We start from the raw sequence: 20,386 nt of genomic DNA, 5'->3' as shown, positions 1-20,386 counted from the left end.
CCCAGCCTAGGCCTTACGCTATAATTTTTCCATAAGAAAGCGCTATTAGGCCTTTGGTTCAACCGACAAAAGTCAATATTTTTATAGTTTTTATATACTAAATTGATGATAATACGCCCACAGTTTTTTGTTGGAATAAATGTATGAGTATTGCTGCACTTCTCAATGGCTTAAATGAGCGACAACGCGAAGCGGTTTCGGCACCGCTTGGTAATACTTTGGTTTTGGCTGGCGCAGGTAGTGGTAAGACGAAAGTTTTAGTTAGCCGTATCGCCTGGCTGATTGAGAAGGAACAGCTTTCACCCCATGGTATTCTTGCGGTAACGTTCACGAATAAAGCAGCAGGTGAAATGCGGGCGCGCCTTAATAACATGCTAGCAACTCCGGTATTGGGTTTATGGGTTGGTACGTTTCATGGCTTATGTCATCGCTTGTTACGTCGTCATTATAAAGAAGCGAATTTACCTGAGCAATTCCATATTCTGGATTCTGAAGATCAGGCTCGAGTAATCAAACGGGTTATTGCTGCGTTAAATTTAGATTCGGAGCAATGGCCAGTTAAACAAGCTCAATCCTATATTAATCACCGCAAAGACGAAGGCATTCGACCACAGCATGTGCGCGTTCTAAGTTATGGCCCTGATAGAACCTTACTCGCGATTTATACAGCCTATGAACAAGCTTGCCAGACTGCTGGGGTTATTGATTTTGCCGAATTATTACTCCGCACGCATGAATTGTTGCGTGATAATCCAGATATTTTGGCGCATTACCGACAGCGTTTTCAGGCAATCTTGGTTGATGAGTTTCAGGATACCAATACCATTCAATATGCATGGATACGCCTTTTAGCCGGAGAAGATACTGCAGTACTTGCTGTGGGTGATGATGATCAGTCTATTTATGGTTGGCGTGGTGCAAAGGTTGAAAATATTCAGCAATTTGCTCGTGATTTTAAAGGGACCCAAGTTATTCGCCTCGAACAAAACTATCGTTCGACCTCGACTATTCTGGATGCAGCCAATGCTTTAATTACCCATAACAATTCGCGAATGGGGAAAGATTTATGGACGGCAGGTGGTGCGGGCGAAAAGATTTTAGTATTCAGCGCGTTTAACGAGTTGGAAGAGGCGCGCTTCGTTAGCGAACGCATTATGATGGAAATTAATCAAGGCGCTAGTGCTGATGAAATCGCTATTTTATATCGTTCCAACGCTCAGTCACGGGTAATTGAAGAGGCACTCTTGCGGGCTGGTATTGCTTATCGCATCTATGGCGGTTTGCGCTTCTTTGATCGAGCAGAGGTTAAAGATACTTTAGCCTATTTACGTTTGTTGGTTAATCCCGGGGATGATACTGCATTTGAACGGGTGGTGAATTTCCCAACGCGCGGTATTGGCGAAAAAACCTTGGACGATGTACGCCTTCATGCGAAAACAAAGGAATCTTCTTTATGGCATGCGGCTAAAGATTTACTCCAATCTGGGGCTTTACCTCAACGTGCGGGTTCCTCATTGGGTAAGTTTATTGAGCTCATCGAAGAGTTACAACGCAATACAGCTGACATGGAGTTGGATGAACAATTATCCTCAGTAATTCAGATGAGTGGCTTACATGCACACTTTAGTAAGATCAAAGGAGATAAATCAGAGTCTCGTCTTGATAACCTGCAAGAATTGATCAATGCCGGGAAGCAATTTCGCTATGAGCAAGAGGAAAATGAGGAACTACCTCTAGTTAATGCCTTTTTAGCACATGCTTCTCTAGAGGCGGGTGAAATGCAGGCAGATGATTATGAACGTTCAGTCCATTTAATGACCTTGCATGCAGCTAAAGGTTTGGAGTTTCCTATCGTATTTTTAGTAGGTTTGGAGGAGGGGGTATTTCCAGGAAAACAATCCATGGAGGAGCCTGGGCGTTTAGAAGAAGAACGTCGCTTATGTTATGTCGGAATGACGAGGGCAATGAAGAAATTAATTTTGTCTTACGCTGAGGTACGACGACAGTATGGACGTGAAGAATATCATCGCCCCTCTCGCTTTTTACGGGAATTGCCACAAGAATTGTTGGACGAGGTGCGAGTTAAAGCACGTTTCCAATCGCCTGCTTCTACGAGTTTTGCTCCTCGAAATAAAGAGCCGATGATTGCGAAAACCCAAGCTCAAGATGCAGGTTTACCTTTGGGACAAAGTGTATCACATGCAAAATTTGGTCAAGGGGTTGTCCTGGCAGTTGAAGGAAGCGGGGCGCATACTCGAGTTCAGGTTAAATTTAGAGAGCATGGGGTCAAGTGGCTTGTATTAGCATATGCAAATTTGGTCGTCGAAGCCTAGGCGGGCATCAGGTTTAAAATACCCTAGCTATTGAATTTTTCCTAAGTGAATGCTAGGGTGCCGGTTGGAAGTATATAACTATTAAATAAGGGGAATTGTGTGAAATTTACAAATCTATTAACAGTTGGAGCGCTAACAGCATCTTTAGTATCACCTGCAGTAATGGCAGATGATAATACTGCTCCAGCTATGTCTGATGCACAAAAAAAAGAAGTTGAAAAAGTTGTGCATGATTATTTAGTAGCTAATCCAGAAGTTTTATTGGAAGCCTCACAAGCGCTGCAACAAAAACAACAACAAAACATGCAGCAACAAGCTCAATCGGCAATTAAGGAAAATACCGATCAATTATTCATGGGTAAAACGACAATTGTTGGTAATCCAAAAGGTAATGTAACTATTGTTGAGTTTTTTGACTACCAATGCATTCATTGCAAAAAAATGGCACCTGTTATTAGCAACCTACTCAAAAAAGACAGCGACTTAAGAGTTATTTACAAAGAGTTCCCAATTTTTGGTAAGAGCTCAGAATTAGCCTCAAAAGCAGCATTAGCAGCTGGTATGCAAGGTAAGTACCAACAAATGCACCATGCATTAATCAGTATTGATAAGCGCTTAAATGACAAGATGGTTATGGATGCTGCTAAGTCAATTGGTTTAGATATGAAGAAATTTAAAACCGATATGGATGGCAAAGAAGTTGCTCAAGTATTAGAAGCAAACCGTGCATTAGCTGAAAAATTACATTTAATGGGAACTCCTGCCTTTATCGTTGCCTCTACTCCAGATGGCCAATTTAAAGTAGGCACTGAGCCTTCATTCATTCCCGGTGCTGCGAGCGAAGAATCATTACAAGAGTTAATTAAGAAAGCAGCTGGCAATTAAGCCTAAATATATAATTTCTTATTGAATTGTATGAACTGTAGTCCGGATTAGGCGAAGCCGTAATCCGGGTGTGGCCTCAGTGCCATCGCGTTAAGTCAGGGAGTGTCGTTATTACGAACGGAGTGCAGCAACCCAGAGTTCGTGCTCCGTGCCCCTGGGTTTCTTCTCTCTAACTTGATAGCAGTGGTTCTCAGTATCTGTCATTCTTACATAGGCTGGGATACAGTTCATATTTCGTATATTCTGCGTTAAAATAATCACCATCGCTTTTTTTTGAGATTTTCATGACAAAACCAACTACATTTCAGGATATTATTCTCACCCTGCAACAATATTGGGCGGCTCAAGGATGCGTTATATTGCAACCCTTTGATATGGAGGTAGGGGCGGGTACTTTTCATCCGGCAACGTTTTTACGCGCAATAGGGCCAGAGCCTTGGTATGCTGCATATGTTCAGCCATCAAGAAGACCTACAGATGGTCGTTATGGAGATAATCCTAATAGGGTACAGCATTACTACCAATTTCAGGTTGTACTAAAGCCATCACCTTTAGATATCCAAGAAAAATATTTGGATTCTTTGCGCGCATTGGGTGTGGATCCTTTAGCCGATGATATCCGTTTTGTTGAAGACAACTGGGAATCCCCTACTTTAGGTGCCTGGGGCTTAGGCTGGGAAGTATGGCAAAATGGTATGGAAGTATCTCAATTTACTTATTTCCAACAAGCAGGTGGTTTGCCTTGTAAGCCTGTAACCGGTGAGTTGACCTATGGTCTTGAGCGCCTGGCAATGTATATTCTTGGCGTGGATAATTTATTTGATTTGCCATGGAGTAATACGGCAAATGGCATGGTGACCTATGGGAATGTGTTCCATCAAAACGAGGTAGAAATGTCTGCTTACAATTTTGAACATGCCAATGTGGATGAGTTATTCAAGCAATTCGATTATTATGAAGGTGAGGCACAAAAGTTGATTGCATTGCAATTACCACTTCCAGCATATGAAATGGTGATTAAGGCATCTCACTCATTTAATCTTCTTGATGCACGTAAAGCGATTTCTGTTACGGAGAGACAGCGTTATATCTTACGTGTACGACAATTATCAAGAGCAGTGGCGCAAGCTTATTATGAAGCACGCGAAGCATTGGGCTTTCCTATGGCAAAAGGTGTGTAATGGTCAATGATTTTATATTTGAATTAGGTTGTGAAGAGCTACCTTCTGGATCCGTTTGGCCTTTGGCAGACGAGTTTGCAAATCAGTTATTAGCGGCTTTAGATAAAGCGCAATTAAGTTATGGACAAGTAAAGCGTTTTGCTACTCCTAGACGTATCGCTCTGGTTATCCGTGAATTACAAGCAGAACAACAAAGCCAACTAGTCGTTCGGCGTGGCCCAGCAGTGGTTGCTGCTTACGACAAAGAAGGGAAGCCAGCCCCAGCTTTACTTGGTTTTGCTAAATCATGTGGTGTTGAGTTAGAGCAACTTTCTCGTATCGCTACGGATAAAGGCGATTGGATTATCTATGAAAGCATGAGCGATGGAAAAAAGACAACAGAATTATTGCCAGGCTTAATAAGCCAGGCTTTGGCAGCATTGCCTATTGCAAAACCTATGCGTTGGGGGGATGGCGATGAGGAATTTGCTCGACCTGTGCATTGGGCTGTTATGCTTTATGGTGATGAGGTAATTGATCATCAACTATTAGGTATTAAGACGGGGCGTCACAGTAGAGGACATCGTTTTCACCATCCTCAGCCAATAGAAATTGCCTCAGCACAAAGCTATGAAGCGCAAATGAAAGAGGGATTGGTTCTTGCGGATTTCTCACTTAGAAAACAAGTAATCAAAGAACAAATTGAAAAACTGGCTGCTAGTCGACAAGCTACGGTGGTAATGCCTGATGATTTATTGGATGAGGTTACATCTATTGTTGAATGGCCACAGGCTTTAATGGCTAATTTTGAGGATGAGTTTCTGGAGGTCCCTGCGGAATCATTAATTGCTTCTATGCAATCGCATCAGAAGTGTTTTGCGTTAAAAGATCAGCAAGGGAAATTATTACCTCATTTTATTACTGTTTCAAACATTGCGAGCACGAATCCACAGCAAGTTATTTTAGGTAATGAAAAAGTAATGCGTGCCCGTTTAAGTGACGCCGCGTTTTTCTTTAGACAAGATAAAAAGCAACCACTAAGTACTCATATCGCAGCTACTGAGCAGGTTGTGTTTCAGGCTAAACTGGGCAGTCTTCAGGATAAGGCATTGCGTGTTAAATTGATGATGAGTTATTTAAGTCCCGCATTGGATTTATCTTTAGATCAGGCTGAACGTGCGGCGGAATTGAGTAAATGTGATTTATTAACGGGAATGGTAGGTGAATTTCCCGAGTTACAAGGGTTAATGGGATACTATTATGCGTTGCATGATGGTGAAAGCTCAGCGGTAGCTCAAGCCCTAAATGAACAGTACATGCCTCGTTTTGCGGCGGATGCTTTACCTGAGTCTAATTTAGGTATGGCTTTATCTTTAGCCGATCGTATTGATACCTTAGTGGGGATTTTTGCCATTGGACAAAAACCTTCTGGGGCTAAAGATCCATTTAAATTAAGACGCCATGCTTTAGCTGTGGTGCGTTTATTAATGGCAACTTCTGCTCATTTAAGCTTGAATACCCTAATTGAGCAAGCCGTGGTGCATTATGGGAATGTGATAAGCATCGAGCCGAATTTAATTCATGAGCTAAAGACCTTTATTCTTGAGCGTTTACAATCGTATTATCAAGCTCAGGGCTTAGGTGTGGATTTAGTTCATGCAGTATGTGCTCGCCAAGATGATTGGTTGTATGATTTGGATAAGCGTTTACATGCATTACAAACGTTTATTACTCTTCCTGAAGCAGCTTCACTGTCAGCGGCATGTAAGCGTGTAAATAACTTATTAAATCATGCTGGAGACAATACACTGGCAGCGATCAACGAATCTTTACTGGAAGAGGGTGCAGAACAGTCTTTGTTTAGCCATATCAATCAAGTTAAACATGCTGTAGAGCCTTTGTATGTGTCTGCCGATTATGGTGCGCTGTTGAAGTTACTGGCAAGTCTGAAAGAGCCTGTAGATGCGTTTTTTGATAAAGTGATGGTGATGGTCGACGATGAAGCGATGAAAGCGAATCGTTTGGCATTATTGGCTAGCTTACAAACGTTACTGCAGGGTGTAGCAGACATTTCTTTATTACAGCTCGCATGATTACAGTTTCTGCTGTTGGTTATGCTGATGACAGCTTGCATGAGCACGCTTTGGTATTGGCAGAACAGTTGCACTTTGATTTAGACAAAGATGCGAATCCTTGTCTTTTACTTAGTGAAGCAGGCCTTGCTTTAAAAATGCATCGTTTTTCTTTGCTTTCTCCTGACTTCCACGCGACTCATTGGATGAAACGCCGACAAGAAGGGAAAAAGCAGGGATTAGTACGGGCATGCAAGCCTACCCATGGTTTAAAGATTATCGATGCTACTGCCGGTTGGGGACGTGATGCTGCTGTTTTAGCCAGTTTTGGTGCCGAAGTGCTGATGTTAGAACGGCATCCTGTTATGGCTGCTTTGCTGGCAGATGCCTTATTACGTCAAGAGACCCTAGATAAGCAGCAATTACAATTATCCCTGCAGGCATGCGATACGATAACTTTTTTAAAGCAGTTGTCCGCAACGGAGTATCCTGATGTTATTTATATTGACCCGATGCATCCCGAACGCAGTAAATCTGCTTTAGTCAAAAAAGACATGCAAGTCTTACAGCAAATGATAGGCGCCGATGAGGATGCAGTCGAACTAATTGAAACAGCCGTTACTCGTGTCAAACAAAGAGTAGTGGTGAAATGGCCGCAAAAGATAAAGCCTTTGTTACCTGCTAATGCGAGTATAGAAGGAAAAACAGTACGGTTTGATATTTATACGCCTTAGGGGAGGCACTGGATAGAAACCCGAGTTAAACTACTTAGCCTAACTCAGGTTTAAAATTAGCCGAATTCTGCTAGTTCTTCTCTTAAGAGTTTTTCTTCCTGTAACTCCTCTATTTTACGTCGCCGCTCTAACTTTGTAGAGGGATTTGCTTCAGTAGCGATTGTAGCGCTGGCGCTATAATCTTCCTGTTCATTTTCTTCTTCATCAAAACCACGAGCACTCATAGCCATCTCCTTTAGCCTTAACCCGTTATTTTCGCCTATAAAATAACAGAATTAAGACTGAAGGAACAGTGGAATTTTTTGGACAGCTTCTATTGACTCAAAGTTCGAGTATCATCGTGTTCAGATATTGGGTTAACTCCCACCTCAACTTCTCTGGCTTTACGTTTTAAATCTTGTAACTCGCCTTTAATTGATTCGAGATCTCCTGGGGAGTCATTAAGTTTCTTTTCAACTCCTTTTTTAATTATCTCATCTAAATCTGCGCGAGTTTTCGTTGACTGATGTACAACGGTCTCATATTTGGCTTTTTTACTTTTATCTTGATCTTTATCGTCATAATAGAGGCTTGAAATGGCTTGATTCACTGGTTTACCCTCTTTTTCTTCAGGTTTATAGGTATAAAGAACACCATTGACTTTGATATCAATTTCCTCAGGGGGAAAACCACTTCTTAAACAGGCTTCAAAAGCTTGACGTCCTCGTTCTTGGGCAATTTTTTCATTTTCAAAGTTAAGGGACATAGTAATGGATTGTGCACCAGAAGCGCGTATCGCTTGTGCCATTGTCTCCATGTCTTTTTTGTGATGATCATTAAAATAGTAGCGAGGATTAGTAAACTTCATCCCCATATCTAAGGTATAGGAGAGTTTACCCTCTTTATCTTTATGGGTTTCTATTTTTCCCCCACCCAACCGTTGAATGAATGTCAACTGATCAAGGTTAACGCAGCTTATATCGGCTCTATCTTCCGAGATATCTACTGAAACATTCGTCGCGGTTGCACGATTCTCTTCCGCAAGACGTTCGATCATGGCTTGCATTTTAGGATCATTCTTGTTTAAGTCTGCCATAAATAAGAATGCTTTTAGCTGTTGTTCCGCAGCCTTATGCAACGTAATTTTAGTATTATCAATTTCGTTGTTGAACTCTTTTAATTGTTTTTCATGAGCATTTTCTAAATCTTTGCGCATGCTCTCTTTAACAGCATTTAAGGCCTTAGCTTTTTCTTCTTTATCATCAGGAAGAGCGAGTGCTGTTGTCAGATGAGCTTGAAAAGCTTCATTCTTAAAGAGTGTTTCTAGCTGATCAATTTCATTTTTTTGTTGCGCTTCAATGGCAGTGCGGGTGTTATTAGTAATTTCTTCCAAAAGTCCTTGTACCTCTTGTACATGGAATTTTTTGGGACCAGCTAATAATTGTTGGAATGCAGCTATCGATTCTTTATATTCTTTTTGAACGCCTTCCTCAAGAGCCTTACCGTCTAATATTTTATTAAGCTCTTGTTTGACTGCTTTAATCGCATCTTTTTTATCTGCATCGTTAGCGCTTAATTTTTCATGAATTAGGGCACCATCTGGGGTTTTTGCTTCTTTTAACTTCAGAATATCATCAACCCGATTAGCAACAAATTTATCAACAGCATCTGTTGCGAGCTTAGCCTTTGTTCCCAGGCCAATGCTGGGTAAATAACCTAGATATTCTTTGGAAACTTCTTCCATTGACTGAGGGCTAAATCTTGGATAGGCGATGCGATCACCAATAATTTTATTTAATAGACCACGGTCTTCAGGTTTTACAGGGTTTTGGTCGGGGCCACCAATCAAAGGGGCTGATGGAGTTAGCTTGTCTCGTAGAGCATTTGCGACACGATTGAAAAAACCAGTAGCCATAATCTGATACCTCTATACATGATATTAAACTAAGTATAACACTTTTTTTATTAAGGTAGGATTAAGATAGTTTAGAAATTATGGGGTTAGATGCTTATATAGACATGATTTAATTTGATGTAGGCTGGTGGTAAATAACTAATGGCACTTACCCGAATTACGGTGGTAATTCGGGGTGTTCTAAGTGACAACTTATCTTCCTCAAATAGTAGACTAAGTAAGTGCCATTAATGTCTGTTCTACCATGCAGGAATCGCTGCATCACCGAATAGAGTTTTAGCTTTTTCTTTCACTTCATCTGAATTTAATGCTTTCACAAATAATTCCAACTGAGTCTTTTTGGGGCTATCACTGCGAATTACAATGATATTGGCATAAGGTGAATCTTTATCTTCAGTAAAGAGCGCATCACGGGATGGCGTTAAACCCGCAGGTAGTGCAAAGGTGGTATTGATAACCGCAGCGTCAACATCAGGAAGGACTCTTGGCAATTGCGCTGCATCCATTTCTTTGAATTGAAAGTTATGAGGATTCGTGGCTATGTCTTTTAATCCACTGCTGTCATTATTTTTTAAAGTAATTAAATGCGCTTTTTCTAATAATTGTAATGCGCGTAGCTCATTACTTGGATCATTGGGTACTGCAATCACGGCTTTTTCAGGAAAATCATTTAGGTTTTTGAACTTCTTAGAATAAATCCCAACAGGGTAAACGAAGGTACGACCAATTGCCTCGAGATTATAATGGTGTGCTTTGACTGCAGCTTGAAGATAAGGCAAGTGCTGATAAACGTTTGCATCCAGGCTACCATCTTGTAAGGCTTCATTAGGTAAGTTGTAATCGTTAAAAGAAACAATTTTAACATCAATGCCATATTTATTTTTTGCAACTTCTCTTGCTGTTTCGATGAGTTCTGTTTCAGGCCCAGCAATTGCTCCTACGACCAGAGTATTGGGGGAGGGCTTATTGCATGCAACCAAGCTAAACAATAAAACAACATAAGTTAAAATCCGCATTTACAACTCCAATAATTAATTATGTACAAAACGTTTTGCTAAATAATCACCAAGCATTTGAATTAATTGCACCATGATAATTAATACGACTACAGTTGCGAGCATAACCCCTGCGTCGAAACGTTGATAACCGTAATTTATGGCCAAAGTACCTAGTCCTCCAGCACCTACTGTTCCTGCCATTGCTGAGTAATTTACCAATGTAATTGCAGTAACGGTGATCGCATGAACTAAGGCTGGTTTTGCTTCGGGAAGTAAGATATAAAAAATAATCTGTTTCGTATTTGCACCCATCGCATAACCCGTTTCTATAAGTCCATTTGGTAAACTTTGGTAGACATTATCAACAAGCCTAGCAAAGAAGGGGATGGCACCTAAAGTTAAGGGAACGATTGCTGCATTCATGCCAATGGAGGTACCCACGATGAGGCGAGTAAACGGAATGATTGCCACTAATAAAATAATAAAGGGTATAGAACGTGCCATATTAATAAAAACAGATAAGGATTTATGTAGTTTTGGCATGTGCTTTATATGATTCGATGAATACAATAAGGTACCCAAGGGGAGTCCGAGCAATACTGCAAATACAGTACTGGTGACGACCATATAGAGCGTTTCAGCAGTTGCAATTAATAAATCATATGCCATTGGGAAGGACATAACCTAAAACCTCCACAGTTAGTTTTGCTTGCTCACAGCGCTCAATGAATGCTTCGAGTAATAATGGGTGGGCCGTTAATTCAACGATTACGACACCACAAGTTACCGTATCAAAACGATCGATATTCGCAAGCAGTATATTGATATCTAGGTTTAATTCACGGCTGGTTTGGCTAATGAATGGAACAGTAGCCTCTTTACCTTGAAAAAATAAACGCAGTAAAGGTTTCTCGGTAATATAAGATGCGAGTCTACTGGTTAAGCATTCTGGAAGTTCTGGACTCAATTGAGCATAGAGCATACTTCGGGCTAAGCTGTCTTTCTTGTTAAATACATTGGCTAAGGACGTAGTTTCGGTCAGACGGCCATGCTCAATAACCGTAAGTCGTTTGCAAATGCGTTTTACTACATCCATTTCATGGGTAATCAGAATAATGGTAATTCCATAGAGGCCATTAATTTTTTTCAATAACGCCAAAATTGAATCGGTAGTTTCCGGATCTAAGGCCGATGTTGCTTCATCACAAAGTAAAATTTTAGGTGAGCAGCTTAATGCGCGTGCAATTGCGACACGTTGTTTTTGACCACCACTTAATTGATTTGGATAAGCAAATTTTTTATCAGACAATTCAACTATAGGCAGCAGCTCTTCTATTTTAATGCGAATGGCTTCTTCATCTATGCCTTGGATACGCATGGGCAGGGCAATATTATCATAGACTGTTTTTGAGCTGAGCAAGTTAAATTGTTGGAAGATCATCGCCATCTTATGGCGCGCTTGCGCTAAATCTTTGCGTGAAAGAGTGGTCAAGTATTGGCCATCAATGATGACATCACCTTGATCAGGTCGCTCTAATAGATTCATGCATCTTAATAAAGTAGATTTTCCTGCACCACTTTTACCAATGATACCGAAAATCTCACCTTCTTGGATGAATAAGTTAATATCCTGTAAAACAGGTTTACCAGAAAAGGATTTGTTTAACCCCACTAATTCAATCATTGTTATAACCTGAGATTGTGTATTTATGCTTGCGGGAGAGCTGGGAGGGAATGGTGTACACTACCCGCTTTAGCCGTATTTTCAAAAAAGAAATCTTTTTTGAGCGTCCGCAAGCTGAATTTCAAATCGACGCCATGCTTAGAATTATACACAAACTACCTGCTTACACAAAGGATTATTTTGGCAGTTACAAGGGCGCGGATTTTAAAAACTACGTCTATTGTATATAAATCTATTGCCAGAATAGTTCGCTACATTGTATGATTTTTCCTTTTTTCACAAGGATGTTCCATGTATTTTTGTAACACGAAGTACAGTACAGCTTTCGTAGCCTTATTATCGACTTTAAGTTGTTCCGCATCATTTGCCGGCTCAATGGGGCCTGTAAGCTCGGCTTTTAAAGGTCACTTTCTTGCTCAAATTGGCGGTTATTCGGCAATTCAAGGAAAAGCGCAAACAATCCATATAGCCGAAAACCTAATAGGCAATCGGTATACAGTAACTACTCACAATCAGGGGAATGGTCTGGTTGGATTGGGGTATTTGGTTGATGGACCAGTAATTCGGGGAAAATTTCCAATTTCCTATGGAATAAATGCCTTTTTCTTAGGCCAGACTTCCGTTCGCGGTAATATCATTCAAGAAGATGAATTTGTCAATCTTACTTACCGCTATAAAGTGCAACACATCCCTCTTTATTTTGTTGCAAAAACAGTACTTGATACTAGAGTAGAAAAACTGAAACTGGCTTTTGATGCCGGTATTGGTCCAAATTTCATGAGTGCGAGTCATTACAAAGAGCAGGCGCTAGCTTCTTACGTTATTCCTGATCGAGCTTTTTCCGGTCGAAATAACACTACTTTCTCTGCAACAGTGGGTGCAAGCCTTCGTTTTATGAATGCACCAGATAGTATTCCTTTAGAGTGTGGATATCGCTTTTTCTATTTAGGGCAAGGGAAGTTCAATACTAATAATGACCAAATACTTAACACGGTTAAAACAGGCGATAATTACGCGAATGCGTTCGTGTGCACGGTTACTGTTTAGTCAGTCCAGGGTGTTACTTTAGTTTCTTGTCAAAAAGAATGCTTCCGATTTACCGCGGCTTGACCTCGGTATTCATAAGTTCAGAGTAGGTATCCAGATGAATTTGGATACCTCAGTCATTCGGGAACGTGCTATCAGAGTGCGGTTAATTCATCAGCTCTTCGCGATTTTTGAAGTCCTCTAGTGCTTGAGGATTTGCTAATGATTGCAAGTTATTTACGGGTTGGCCATGAACCACTTGTCGAACAGCCACCTCGACTATTTTTCCACTAATGGTGCGGGGAATATCTGTTACTTGCACTATTTTACTTGGGACATGGCGGGGGGATGCGTTTTGGCGAATAATGGAGCGTATTTTACTCATTAATTCTTCATTCAAATTAATTTTTTCTCGTAATTTAACAAATAGAACAACACGAACATCATCTTCCCAGTCTTGGCCAATGACAATGCTGTCAAGTACTTCATCAATTTTTTCGACTTGGCGATAGATTTCTGCTGTGCCTATGCGGACTCCACCAGGGTTTAATATTGCATCGGAGCGCCCGTAGATAATTAGACCGTGGTGGGAGGTTATTTCTGCAAAATCGCCATGAGCCCAAACCTCTGGGAAATGGTTGAAATAGGCGCGATGATACAATTCGCGATTCTTATCATTCCAAAAACTTACGGGCATGGAGGGGAAGGGCATAGTACACACTAATTCGCCGCGCTCTCCTTGAATTGAGTTTCCCTCATCATCAAAGACTTCTACCGCCATCCCTAAACCTAAGCATTGTAATTCACCGCGATAAACGGGCAACATCGGATTGCCTAACGCAAAACATGAAATAATATCGGTACCGCCGGAAATAGAACTCAGTTGAAGATCACTTTTTATTTGTTCGTACACATAATCATAGTTTTTCGGAAGCAAAGGTGAGCCGGTGGAAAGAATGCAACGCAATGCGCTTAAATCAAACTCTTCTTTCGGTTTGACTCCTGCTTTTTCAACGCTAGAAATAAATTTAGCACTGGTGCCAAAAACAGTAACTTTTTCTTCTTCAAGCAGTTTGAATAGACGATTACTTTCGGGGTAGGTTGGGGAACCTTCATATAAGGTTAGAGTAACCCCTAATGCTAAGGCCGAGATGGTCCAGTTCCACATCATCCAGCCACAGGTCGTATAAAAACATAAATTGTCTTTGGCTTGTAGATCAGTATGCAATCCTAATTCTTTAATATGTTGAATTAATGTCCCGCCAGCTCCATGAACGATGCATTTAGGCTTTCCGGTAGTACCTGAGGAAAACATGATATAAACTGGGTGCTCGAAGGGGACAGAGGCAAATTCACATTCTTTTGCAGGTTTTAGGAAATCATCCCAGAAATTAGCCTTAGGTAAGTCGGCTAAATCTATTCGTTCATTAATATTAGGGCAGATGACGGTATGTTTTAGTGAGCTAATGGAGGTACTAAGTTGTTTAATTTTTTCAGCACCACTAAATTTTTTGCCATTGTATTGATGACCATCACAAATGAACAAGACTTTAGGATCAACTTGTCCTAATCGATCCATTGCGGCTTGGGTGCCGAAGTCAGGGGAACATGAAGACCATATTGCACCCAGCGATGTCGCAGCTAACATGGCGATAATGGTGTAATGGGTATTCGGCATTAAGGCGACAACACGATCCCCGGTAATGACTCCGGCAGCTTGTAAGCCCGCAGCACATTGTGCTACTGCAGCATATAATTCTGCATAAGTCATCACATGCCGCCCATTATTTTCATTCCTGCTAATTAATGCAACGTGATCATCTCGCCGAGATAAGAGTTTTTGTGCAAAATTGAATTTGGCTCCAGAAAACCAACGAGCCTCCATCATTTCACTGTAATAATTTAAAATTTGATGGGCTGGGGTATCAAACTTTAAGTGAAAGAAATCACATAATGTAGACCAAAATGAGTCTGGATGTTTGATGGACCAGGTATGCAAATCCTGATAACTTTCAAATACTTGGCAATGCTTTTCCGCAGCAAAATCCATAAATTGCCACATTCTAGTGGTTTGTGGATTCTTTGGTTTCCATACGAGCTCACTCATGCTTAATTCTCTATTTTTAGGGATGGTTTACATTTCGCTAACTTGAGTCACCATGGCTTAATTTTCGAGTATCGAAGGGCAGCATATATCTGAGCATCGAAGCACAGAAAATTATGCCATTTTAGCCAAGAGAGTAGAAATTTAAATAGTCCCATTTAGTTACAAGGATTTGCCAATAAGGCATTGGCAACTTTTGATTGATTTTTGCGGCCGAGAATCTTGCAAATGAGATCACCCACAGCCACAATTTTAAATACGTCAACGCCGGTCTCTATTCCTAAGCCGTGCATTAAATATAAAACGTCTTCCGTTGCCACATTACCAGTAGCACCCAAAGCATAAGGGCAACCACCAAGGCCTGCAACGGAACTATCAAAACGATGTACTCCATGTTGTAATGAGGCATAAATATTTGCAATTGCCTGACCATAAGTATCATGAAAATGCATTGCCAATTGGTCTATGGGTAAGATTTTAAGTATCTCATCTAAGAGTAATTGAGTTTGCTTAGGTGTACCCACACCAATTGTATCTCCTAAAGAGACTTCGTCTATACCTAAATCACAGAGTTTTTTCGCTACATTGACTACTTGCTCAGGGGAGATGCTTCCTTCATAAGGACATCCTAAAGCACAAGAAATGTAAGCACGCACCTTGATGTTTTGTTCTTTGGCCAATGTAAGCACGGGTTTAAAACGCTTGATGCTTTCATCAATAGAACAATTAATGTTGCGCTCATTAAATGCTTCACTGGCTGCGGTGAATATCGCAATTTCCTTAACCCCGACTTCTAATGCTTTTTGCATTCCTCTTTCATTAGGAACTAATGTTGAATAATGTATGGATGGTGCTTTATTGATTGCACGGAAAACCTCCTCATTATCTGCTAGCTGAGGAATGGCTTTTGCAGAAACAAAACTGGTGACTTCAATGTATTCTAAGCCGGTTTGACTCAATGCATTGATTAGCTCAATTTTATGTTTACTGGACACAAAAGCAGATTCATTTTGTAGTCCATCACGTGGTCCTACTTCTATAATTGTCACGCGCTGCGGATAGTCCATATTTATCTCTTTGTGTTCGCTGTTGTAGCCTGGATTAGGGGCTGCCGTAATCCAGGAATTAATTAGGGTCGCTTAAAGATAATAGTTCTTCACCTTCATTAACTTGTGCGCCCACTGCATAAAAAATCTCGGCGAGAATGCCATCACTTGGGGCATGAATGGTATGTTCCATTTTCATGGCCTCTAGCACTATGAGGCGATCCCCCGCTTTAACTTGCTCACCTATATTTTTTAGTATAGCTACTACAGTGGCGGGCATGGGCGCGGTTAATTGACCTTTATGTGCGGATGATTGCGCACCTAGGGTATTCCAATTAAATCGCTCAAGTGTAATTTGCCCCTCAGTGGTATATAAGGTTAAGGCTTCTTTTGTATTTTCTACTAGAGCAGTGTATTTTCTGTGATCCATTTCAATAGTCAGTTGTATTTCATTTAATGATACGCGAAGACTATGTTCTTGCTCCTTAATTTTTACCTTAAATTGACTGGGATTAATGGGAGTAATTACGGCATCAATTCGTGTTTCAGCATCTTGATAACGATATACCCAACTTCCCAATGCATGAGATTGCCAAGAAAAGGCATCGCGTAACAAGGGATCACCAATTTCATTGATGGTATTTAAATAATCAAAACTTACTGCCATCAGCTGTGCGATTTCTTGGTTTGGATTGGTTAATTCAATCAATTCTTTAGCCAAAAAATCGGTACTCAGTTCTGCACGCCTAAATTTGGGGTGCTGGCAGATTGCTTTAAGAAAGGGAATATTCGTTTTTAAGCCGCCAATATAATAATGATTTAATGCCTGTTCTAAACGTTGTAAAGCCTCTTCTCGATTTGCTCCCCAGGTAACGAGTTTTGCTATCATAGGGTCGTAATACATAGTAATTTGAGAGAGACGTTCAACCCCGGTATCTATGCGAATGCCTTCACCGCTCGGCTCTTTTAAAAAGTGAATCTGGCCTATGGAAGGAATAAATTCATGATAAGGGTCTTCAGCATAAATACGGCATTCAATAGAATGACCCTGGGATTTAATTTCTTCTTGGCTAAGTGGCAGGGGCTCGCCGGCAGCAATTTTTAATTGCCAGGAGACCAAATCTAGTCCAGTAATCATTTCTGTCACGGGATGCTCAACCTGCAATCGAGTATTCATTTCCATGAAGTAGAATTGTTCCTGGGAATCAACCAAAAACTCCACAGTGCCAGCCCCACGGTATTGTATTGAACGGGCAACCTCACACGCTGCATCGGCTAGCTTTTTCCGTAAAGCGGGGGAGAGGTTCGGAGCAGGGGCTTCTTCAATAATTTTTTGATGTCGGCGCTGAATGGAACAATCACGTTCAAAAATATGGACTACATTACCATGGTTATCTGCCATAATTTGCAATTCAACATGGCGTGGATGTAAAACCAGTTTCTCGATAATCATTGTATCATCAGAAAAACTTGCCATCGATTCACGTTTTGCTCCAGCTAATGCGGCACTAAACTCCTCTTCAGAATGAACCGTGCGCATGCCCTTACCGCCACCGCCATTTGCTGCTTTGATTAAAACGGGGAAGCCAATTTTTTGGGCTTGGCTAAGCAAATGCTCTTCTGATTGTTCACTGCCGTGATAACCTGGAGTTAGGGGGACAGTGGACTTTTCCAGAAGTTGTTTGGCCAATTGTTTGGACGCCATGGCTTCCATGGCTGCTACGGATGGGCCAATAAATACAATGCCTGCTTCCCCACATGCTTGGGCAAACTCAGGATTTTCAGATAAAAAACCATACCCTGGGTGAATAGCTTGAGCCCCACTTTCTTTCGCAACACGAATAATGGCTGCACTATTTAAGTAGCTTTCTTTTGCTGTCGCTTCACCAATATAATAAGCGCTGTCAGCACTACGTACATGCAGGCTGTCTTTATCCATAGAAGAATAGATCGCTATAGTATGAATGCCCATGGAGCGTGCTGTTTTGATGATTCTGCAGGCGATTTCACCGCGGTTAGCAATAAGAATTTTATTAAACATGCAAGCCTCTAATTCCAGTTAGGTGTTTTTTTATTTAAAAATGCATTAAGACCCTGTTGTCCTTCCGGTGATACTCTTTTTTTAGCAATCAATGAAGCGGTATAATAAAGTAGCGCTTCGTTAATTGGCTGATTAGCCACCTGCGCTGCCAAGTTTTTAGAGGCCTTCACTGCGTCTGGAGCATTATTACTAATTTGTTGGGCATAATTTAAGGTGAATTCTAATAATTCTTCCTCGGCAACACAGTGTTGTACTAAACCCAAAGCCAGGGCTTTACTGGCATCAAAAATCTCAGCACTCATGAATAAAGTTTTCGCGTTGCGTTCGCCAATCGCCTTCACCACATAGGGGCTAATTACGGCAGGAATTAATCCTAATTTCACTTCCGAGAAACAAAAGCGCGCAGATGTTGCGGCAATGGCTATATCACAGGCTGCAGCAAGGCCTGCACCACCACCAAATGCGGCGCCATGCACCATGGCTAAGGTTGGTTTTGGGCTTTGATTTAAGGTATACATCAACCGGGCGAGGACCATGGCATCGTTTAGGTTTTCTTCTTCACTATAAAGCGCCATGTCCTGCATCCAGCTGAGATCGGCACCGGCAGAAAAATGTTTGCCATTTGCTTTAATGATAATAACGCGCACTTGTGGGGAGGCTACTGCTGCATCAAGTTTGCTTTGCATTTCTGCCAGCACGGAATTATCAAAAGCATTATGCTTGCTTACGCGATTTAATGTCAGTAAACAAAGATGATCTTGAATTTCAAATAATAGGTCACTCACGTGTTATCCCTTACATGCGAAATACGCCAAAGCGTGTTGGTTTAATCGGTGCATTTAATGTTGCAGACAAGCCCAAGCCTAATATTTTACGGGTATCTTGGGGCGCAATCACACCATCATCCCACAAACGTGCACTCGCATAGTAGGGATGACCTTGAGTTTCATACTGTGAGCGCAGTTGTTTCTTAAATAGCTCTTCTTCTTCGGTAGACCATTCATGACCTAGTTTCGTTAGCTTATCATGATTGACCTGAGCTAGAACATTAGCTGCTTGTTCACCACCCATTACTGAAATTCGTGAGTTGGGCCAGGACCAAATAAAATTGGGTGAATAGGCACGCCCGCACATGGCATAATTTCCTGCCCCAAAACTTCCGCCAACAATAACGGTAAATTTAGGCACACTTGCGTTGGCAACTGCAGTCACCATTTTGGCTCCATGCTTGGCAATACCTGAGGCTTCATATTTAGAGCCAACCATAAAGCCGGTAATGTTCTGCAAGAAGATTAAAGGGATTTTTCGTTGGCAACATAATTCAATAAAATGACTTCCTTTAAGCGCACTTTCACTAAAGAGGATGCCATTATTGGCGATAATTCCTACTGGATAGCCATATAAATGAGCAAAACCACAAACCAGGGTGGTACCAAAAAGTGCTTTGAATTCGTCAAACTCAGAACCATCAACAATACGTGCAATAATTTCTCGAATTTCAAAAGGTTTTCTTGGGTCGGAGGGAACGATCCCCATAAGCTCTTTACTGTCATACAGGGGCTCAATGGTTTCAATACGTTTAATAGGTATTTCTTTTTTTCGATTTAAATTCGTAACGGCAACCCGTGCTAGATGCAATGCATGTGCATCATCTTCTGCATAATGGTCGGATACTCCTGAATGTCGGCAATGGACTTCAGCGCCGCCTAATTCTTCTGCACTAATTACTTCCCCGGTCGCTGCTTTTACTAAAGGTGGTCCGCCAAGAAAAATGGTGGCTTGATTTTTTACCATAATTGATTCGTCAGCCATTGCTGGCACATAAGCACCTCCCGCTGTACAGGAACCCATTACTACAGCAATTTGAGGGATGTTTTGTGCCGACATTTGTGCTTGATTAAAAAAGATGCGGCCAAAATGGTCCCTATCCGGAAATACTTCATCTTGGTGGGGTAAAAAGGCGCCACCAGAGTCAACCAAATAAATACAAGGCAGGTTATTCATCTGCGCAATTTCTTGTGCACGTAAATGCTTTTTAACGGTGAGGGGATAATAGGTACCGCCTTTAACCGTTGCATCGTTAACGACAATCACACATTCCACGCCTGAAACCCAACCAATACCGGTAATGATTCCTGCCGCAGGTACTGCATCATCGTATACTTGATAAGCTGCTAGCTGAGAAAGCTCTAGAAAAGGGCTTCCTGGATCAAGCAATTGTTGTAAGCGTTCTCGAGGCAATAATTTGCCATGTTTTAAATGTCGGACACGAGCCTTTTCATCACCACCAAGTACTATACGTTGAATGTGATTTTGCAGGTCATCAACTAATGCTTGCATCGCGGTTTGATTTTCTCTGAACTCTTGACTGCTCGTATTAATTTGACTGATTAATTTTGCCATATTAGT

Annotated in this window: 16 protein-coding genes; 6 read left to right on the top strand and 10 right to left on the bottom strand. The window is 41.2% G+C overall.

The features are described from left to right. Nucleotides 1–143 precede the first annotated feature (143 nt). From uvrD to E1P08_RS12430, 5 genes are all read left to right on the top strand, one after another. Nucleotides 144–2,333: a DNA helicase II gene (gene uvrD, locus E1P08_RS12450; protein ID WP_133137336.1), complete on the top strand. Its 2,190-nt coding sequence runs from the start codon at nt 144–146 to the stop codon at nt 2,331–2,333. A gap of 99 nt (nt 2,334–2,432) precedes the next feature. Further along, complete coding sequence (locus E1P08_RS12445) at nt 2,433–3,218, top strand: DsbA family protein (protein WP_133137335.1); 786 nt, start codon at nt 2,433–2,435, stop codon at nt 3,216–3,218. A 284-nt stretch (nt 3,219–3,502) separates the two neighbouring features. Further along, a complete protein-coding gene (gene glyQ, locus E1P08_RS12440; RefSeq protein ID WP_058534785.1) occupies nt 3,503–4,399 on the top strand; it encodes a glycine--tRNA ligase subunit alpha in 897 nt (298 codons plus the stop codon). Then, nucleotides 4,399–6,471 (top strand): glycine--tRNA ligase subunit beta, encoded by a 2,073-nt coding sequence (gene glyS, locus E1P08_RS12435; protein WP_133137334.1) that lies wholly within the window; start codon nt 4,399–4,401, stop codon nt 6,469–6,471. Before glyQ ends, glyS begins: the two co-directional genes overlap by 1 nt. Next, complete coding sequence (locus tag E1P08_RS12430) at nt 6,468–7,184, top strand: class I SAM-dependent methyltransferase (RefSeq protein WP_133137333.1); 717 nt, start codon at nt 6,468–6,470, stop codon at nt 7,182–7,184. The genes glyS and E1P08_RS12430 overlap by 4 nt, the downstream gene beginning before the upstream one ends. Nucleotides 7,185–7,240: 56 nt before the next feature. On the opposite strand, the gene E1P08_RS17205 is transcribed toward E1P08_RS12430, so the two are convergent. The 5 genes from E1P08_RS17205 to E1P08_RS12410 all read right to left on the bottom strand — a co-directional run bounded on the left by E1P08_RS17205 (nt 7,241) and on the right by E1P08_RS12410 (nt 11,760). Continuing rightward, nucleotides 7,241–7,408: a PA3496 family putative envelope integrity protein gene (locus tag E1P08_RS17205; RefSeq protein WP_165485170.1), complete on the bottom strand. Its 168-nt coding sequence runs from the start codon at nt 7,406–7,408 to the stop codon at nt 7,241–7,243. Between the two features lie 89 nt (nt 7,409–7,497). After that, nucleotides 7,498–9,078, bottom strand: coding sequence for a hypothetical protein (locus E1P08_RS12425; RefSeq protein ID WP_133137332.1), 1,581 nt, complete (start codon nt 9,076–9,078; stop codon nt 7,498–7,500). A 239-nt stretch (nt 9,079–9,317) separates the two neighbouring features. Beyond that, complete coding sequence (locus E1P08_RS12420; RefSeq protein ID WP_133137331.1) at nt 9,318–10,094, bottom strand: MetQ/NlpA family ABC transporter substrate-binding protein; 777 nt, start codon at nt 10,092–10,094, stop codon at nt 9,318–9,320. Nucleotides 10,095–10,109: 15 nt separating this feature from the next. Next, nucleotides 10,110–10,757, bottom strand: coding sequence for a methionine ABC transporter permease (locus E1P08_RS12415; protein ID WP_133137330.1), 648 nt, complete (start codon nt 10,755–10,757; stop codon nt 10,110–10,112). Further along, nucleotides 10,735–11,760 (bottom strand): methionine ABC transporter ATP-binding protein, encoded by a 1,026-nt coding sequence (locus tag E1P08_RS12410; protein ID WP_133137329.1) that lies wholly within the window; start codon nt 11,758–11,760, stop codon nt 10,735–10,737. Before E1P08_RS12410 ends, E1P08_RS12415 begins: the two co-directional genes overlap by 23 nt. A 291-nt stretch (nt 11,761–12,051) precedes the next feature. Here E1P08_RS12410 and E1P08_RS12405 point away from each other — a divergent pair, with 291 nt between their 5' ends. Continuing rightward, nucleotides 12,052–12,807, top strand: a complete 756-nt coding sequence (locus E1P08_RS12405) for a hypothetical protein (protein ID WP_133137328.1) — start codon at nt 12,052–12,054, stop codon at nt 12,805–12,807. Nucleotides 12,808–12,952: 145 nt separating this feature from the next. Here the strand turns inward: E1P08_RS12405 and E1P08_RS12400 are convergent, their stop codons facing one another. The 5 genes from E1P08_RS12400 to E1P08_RS12380 all read right to left on the bottom strand — a co-directional run bounded on the left by E1P08_RS12400 (nt 12,953) and on the right by E1P08_RS12380 (nt 20,380). Then, on the bottom strand, nt 12,953–14,893 hold the full coding sequence (locus E1P08_RS12400; RefSeq protein WP_133137327.1) for an acetoacetate--CoA ligase: 1,941 nt from the start codon (nt 14,891–14,893) through the stop codon (nt 12,953–12,955). A gap of 155 nt (nt 14,894–15,048) precedes the next feature. After that, entirely contained in the window at nt 15,049–15,957 is a 909-nt protein-coding gene (locus E1P08_RS12395; RefSeq protein ID WP_133137326.1) for a hydroxymethylglutaryl-CoA lyase, read from the bottom strand. A 58-nt stretch (nt 15,958–16,015) separates the two neighbouring features. Continuing rightward, a complete protein-coding gene (locus tag E1P08_RS12390; protein ID WP_133137325.1) occupies nt 16,016–17,977 on the bottom strand; it encodes an acetyl/propionyl/methylcrotonyl-CoA carboxylase subunit alpha in 1,962 nt (653 codons plus the stop codon). 8 nt (nt 17,978–17,985) lie between these two features. Beyond that, nucleotides 17,986–18,762 (bottom strand): enoyl-CoA hydratase-related protein, encoded by a 777-nt coding sequence (locus E1P08_RS12385; RefSeq protein WP_133137324.1) that lies wholly within the window; start codon nt 18,760–18,762, stop codon nt 17,986–17,988. A 10-nt stretch (nt 18,763–18,772) separates the two neighbouring features. Next, entirely contained in the window at nt 18,773–20,380 is a 1,608-nt protein-coding gene (locus E1P08_RS12380) for a carboxyl transferase domain-containing protein (protein WP_133137323.1), read from the bottom strand. Nucleotides 20,381–20,386 lie beyond the last annotated feature (6 nt).

The sequence above is a fragment of the Legionella rowbothamii genome (assembly GCF_900639985.1).
GTDB classification, from domain to species: domain Bacteria; phylum Pseudomonadota; class Gammaproteobacteria; order Legionellales; family Legionellaceae; genus Legionella; species Legionella rowbothamii.
Note: the sequence above shows the minus strand (reverse complement) of the source record. Positions and strands in the feature narration are given on the sequence as shown.

Excerpts from the sequence above, each read along its gene's own strand:
- uvrD (WP_133137336.1), top strand. The coding sequence starts at position 144 with ATGAGTATTGCTGCACTTCTCAATGGCTTAAATGAGCGACAACGCGAA.
- glyQ (WP_058534785.1), top strand. The coding sequence starts at position 3,503 with ATGACAAAACCAACTACATTTCAGGATATTATTCTCACCCTGCAACAA.
- glyS (WP_133137334.1), top strand. The coding sequence starts at position 4,399 with ATGGTCAATGATTTTATATTTGAATTAGGTTGTGAAGAGCTACCTTCT.
- E1P08_RS12430 (WP_133137333.1), top strand. The coding sequence starts at position 6,468 with ATGATTACAGTTTCTGCTGTTGGTTATGCTGATGACAGCTTGCATGAG.
- E1P08_RS17205 (WP_165485170.1), bottom strand. The coding sequence starts at position 7,408 with ATGAGTGCTCGTGGTTTTGATGAAGAAGAAAATGAACAGGAAGATTAT.
- E1P08_RS12425 (WP_133137332.1), bottom strand. The coding sequence starts at position 9,078 with ATGGCTACTGGTTTTTTCAATCGTGTCGCAAATGCTCTACGAGACAAG.
- E1P08_RS12420 (WP_133137331.1), bottom strand. The coding sequence starts at position 10,094 with ATGCGGATTTTAACTTATGTTGTTTTATTGTTTAGCTTGGTTGCATGC.
- E1P08_RS12415 (WP_133137330.1), bottom strand. The coding sequence starts at position 10,757 with ATGTCCTTCCCAATGGCATATGATTTATTAATTGCAACTGCTGAAACG.
- E1P08_RS12410 (WP_133137329.1), bottom strand. The coding sequence starts at position 11,760 with ATGATTGAATTAGTGGGGTTAAACAAATCCTTTTCTGGTAAACCTGTT.
- E1P08_RS12405 (WP_133137328.1), top strand. The coding sequence starts at position 12,052 with ATGTATTTTTGTAACACGAAGTACAGTACAGCTTTCGTAGCCTTATTA.
- E1P08_RS12400 (WP_133137327.1), bottom strand. The coding sequence starts at position 14,893 with ATGAGTGAGCTCGTATGGAAACCAAAGAATCCACAAACCACTAGAATG.
- E1P08_RS12395 (WP_133137326.1), bottom strand. The coding sequence starts at position 15,957 with ATGGACTATCCGCAGCGCGTGACAATTATAGAAGTAGGACCACGTGAT.
- E1P08_RS12390 (WP_133137325.1), bottom strand. The coding sequence starts at position 17,977 with ATGTTTAATAAAATTCTTATTGCTAACCGCGGTGAAATCGCCTGCAGA.
- E1P08_RS12380 (WP_133137323.1), bottom strand. The coding sequence starts at position 20,380 with ATGGCAAAATTAATCAGTCAAATTAATACGAGCAGTCAAGAGTTCAGA.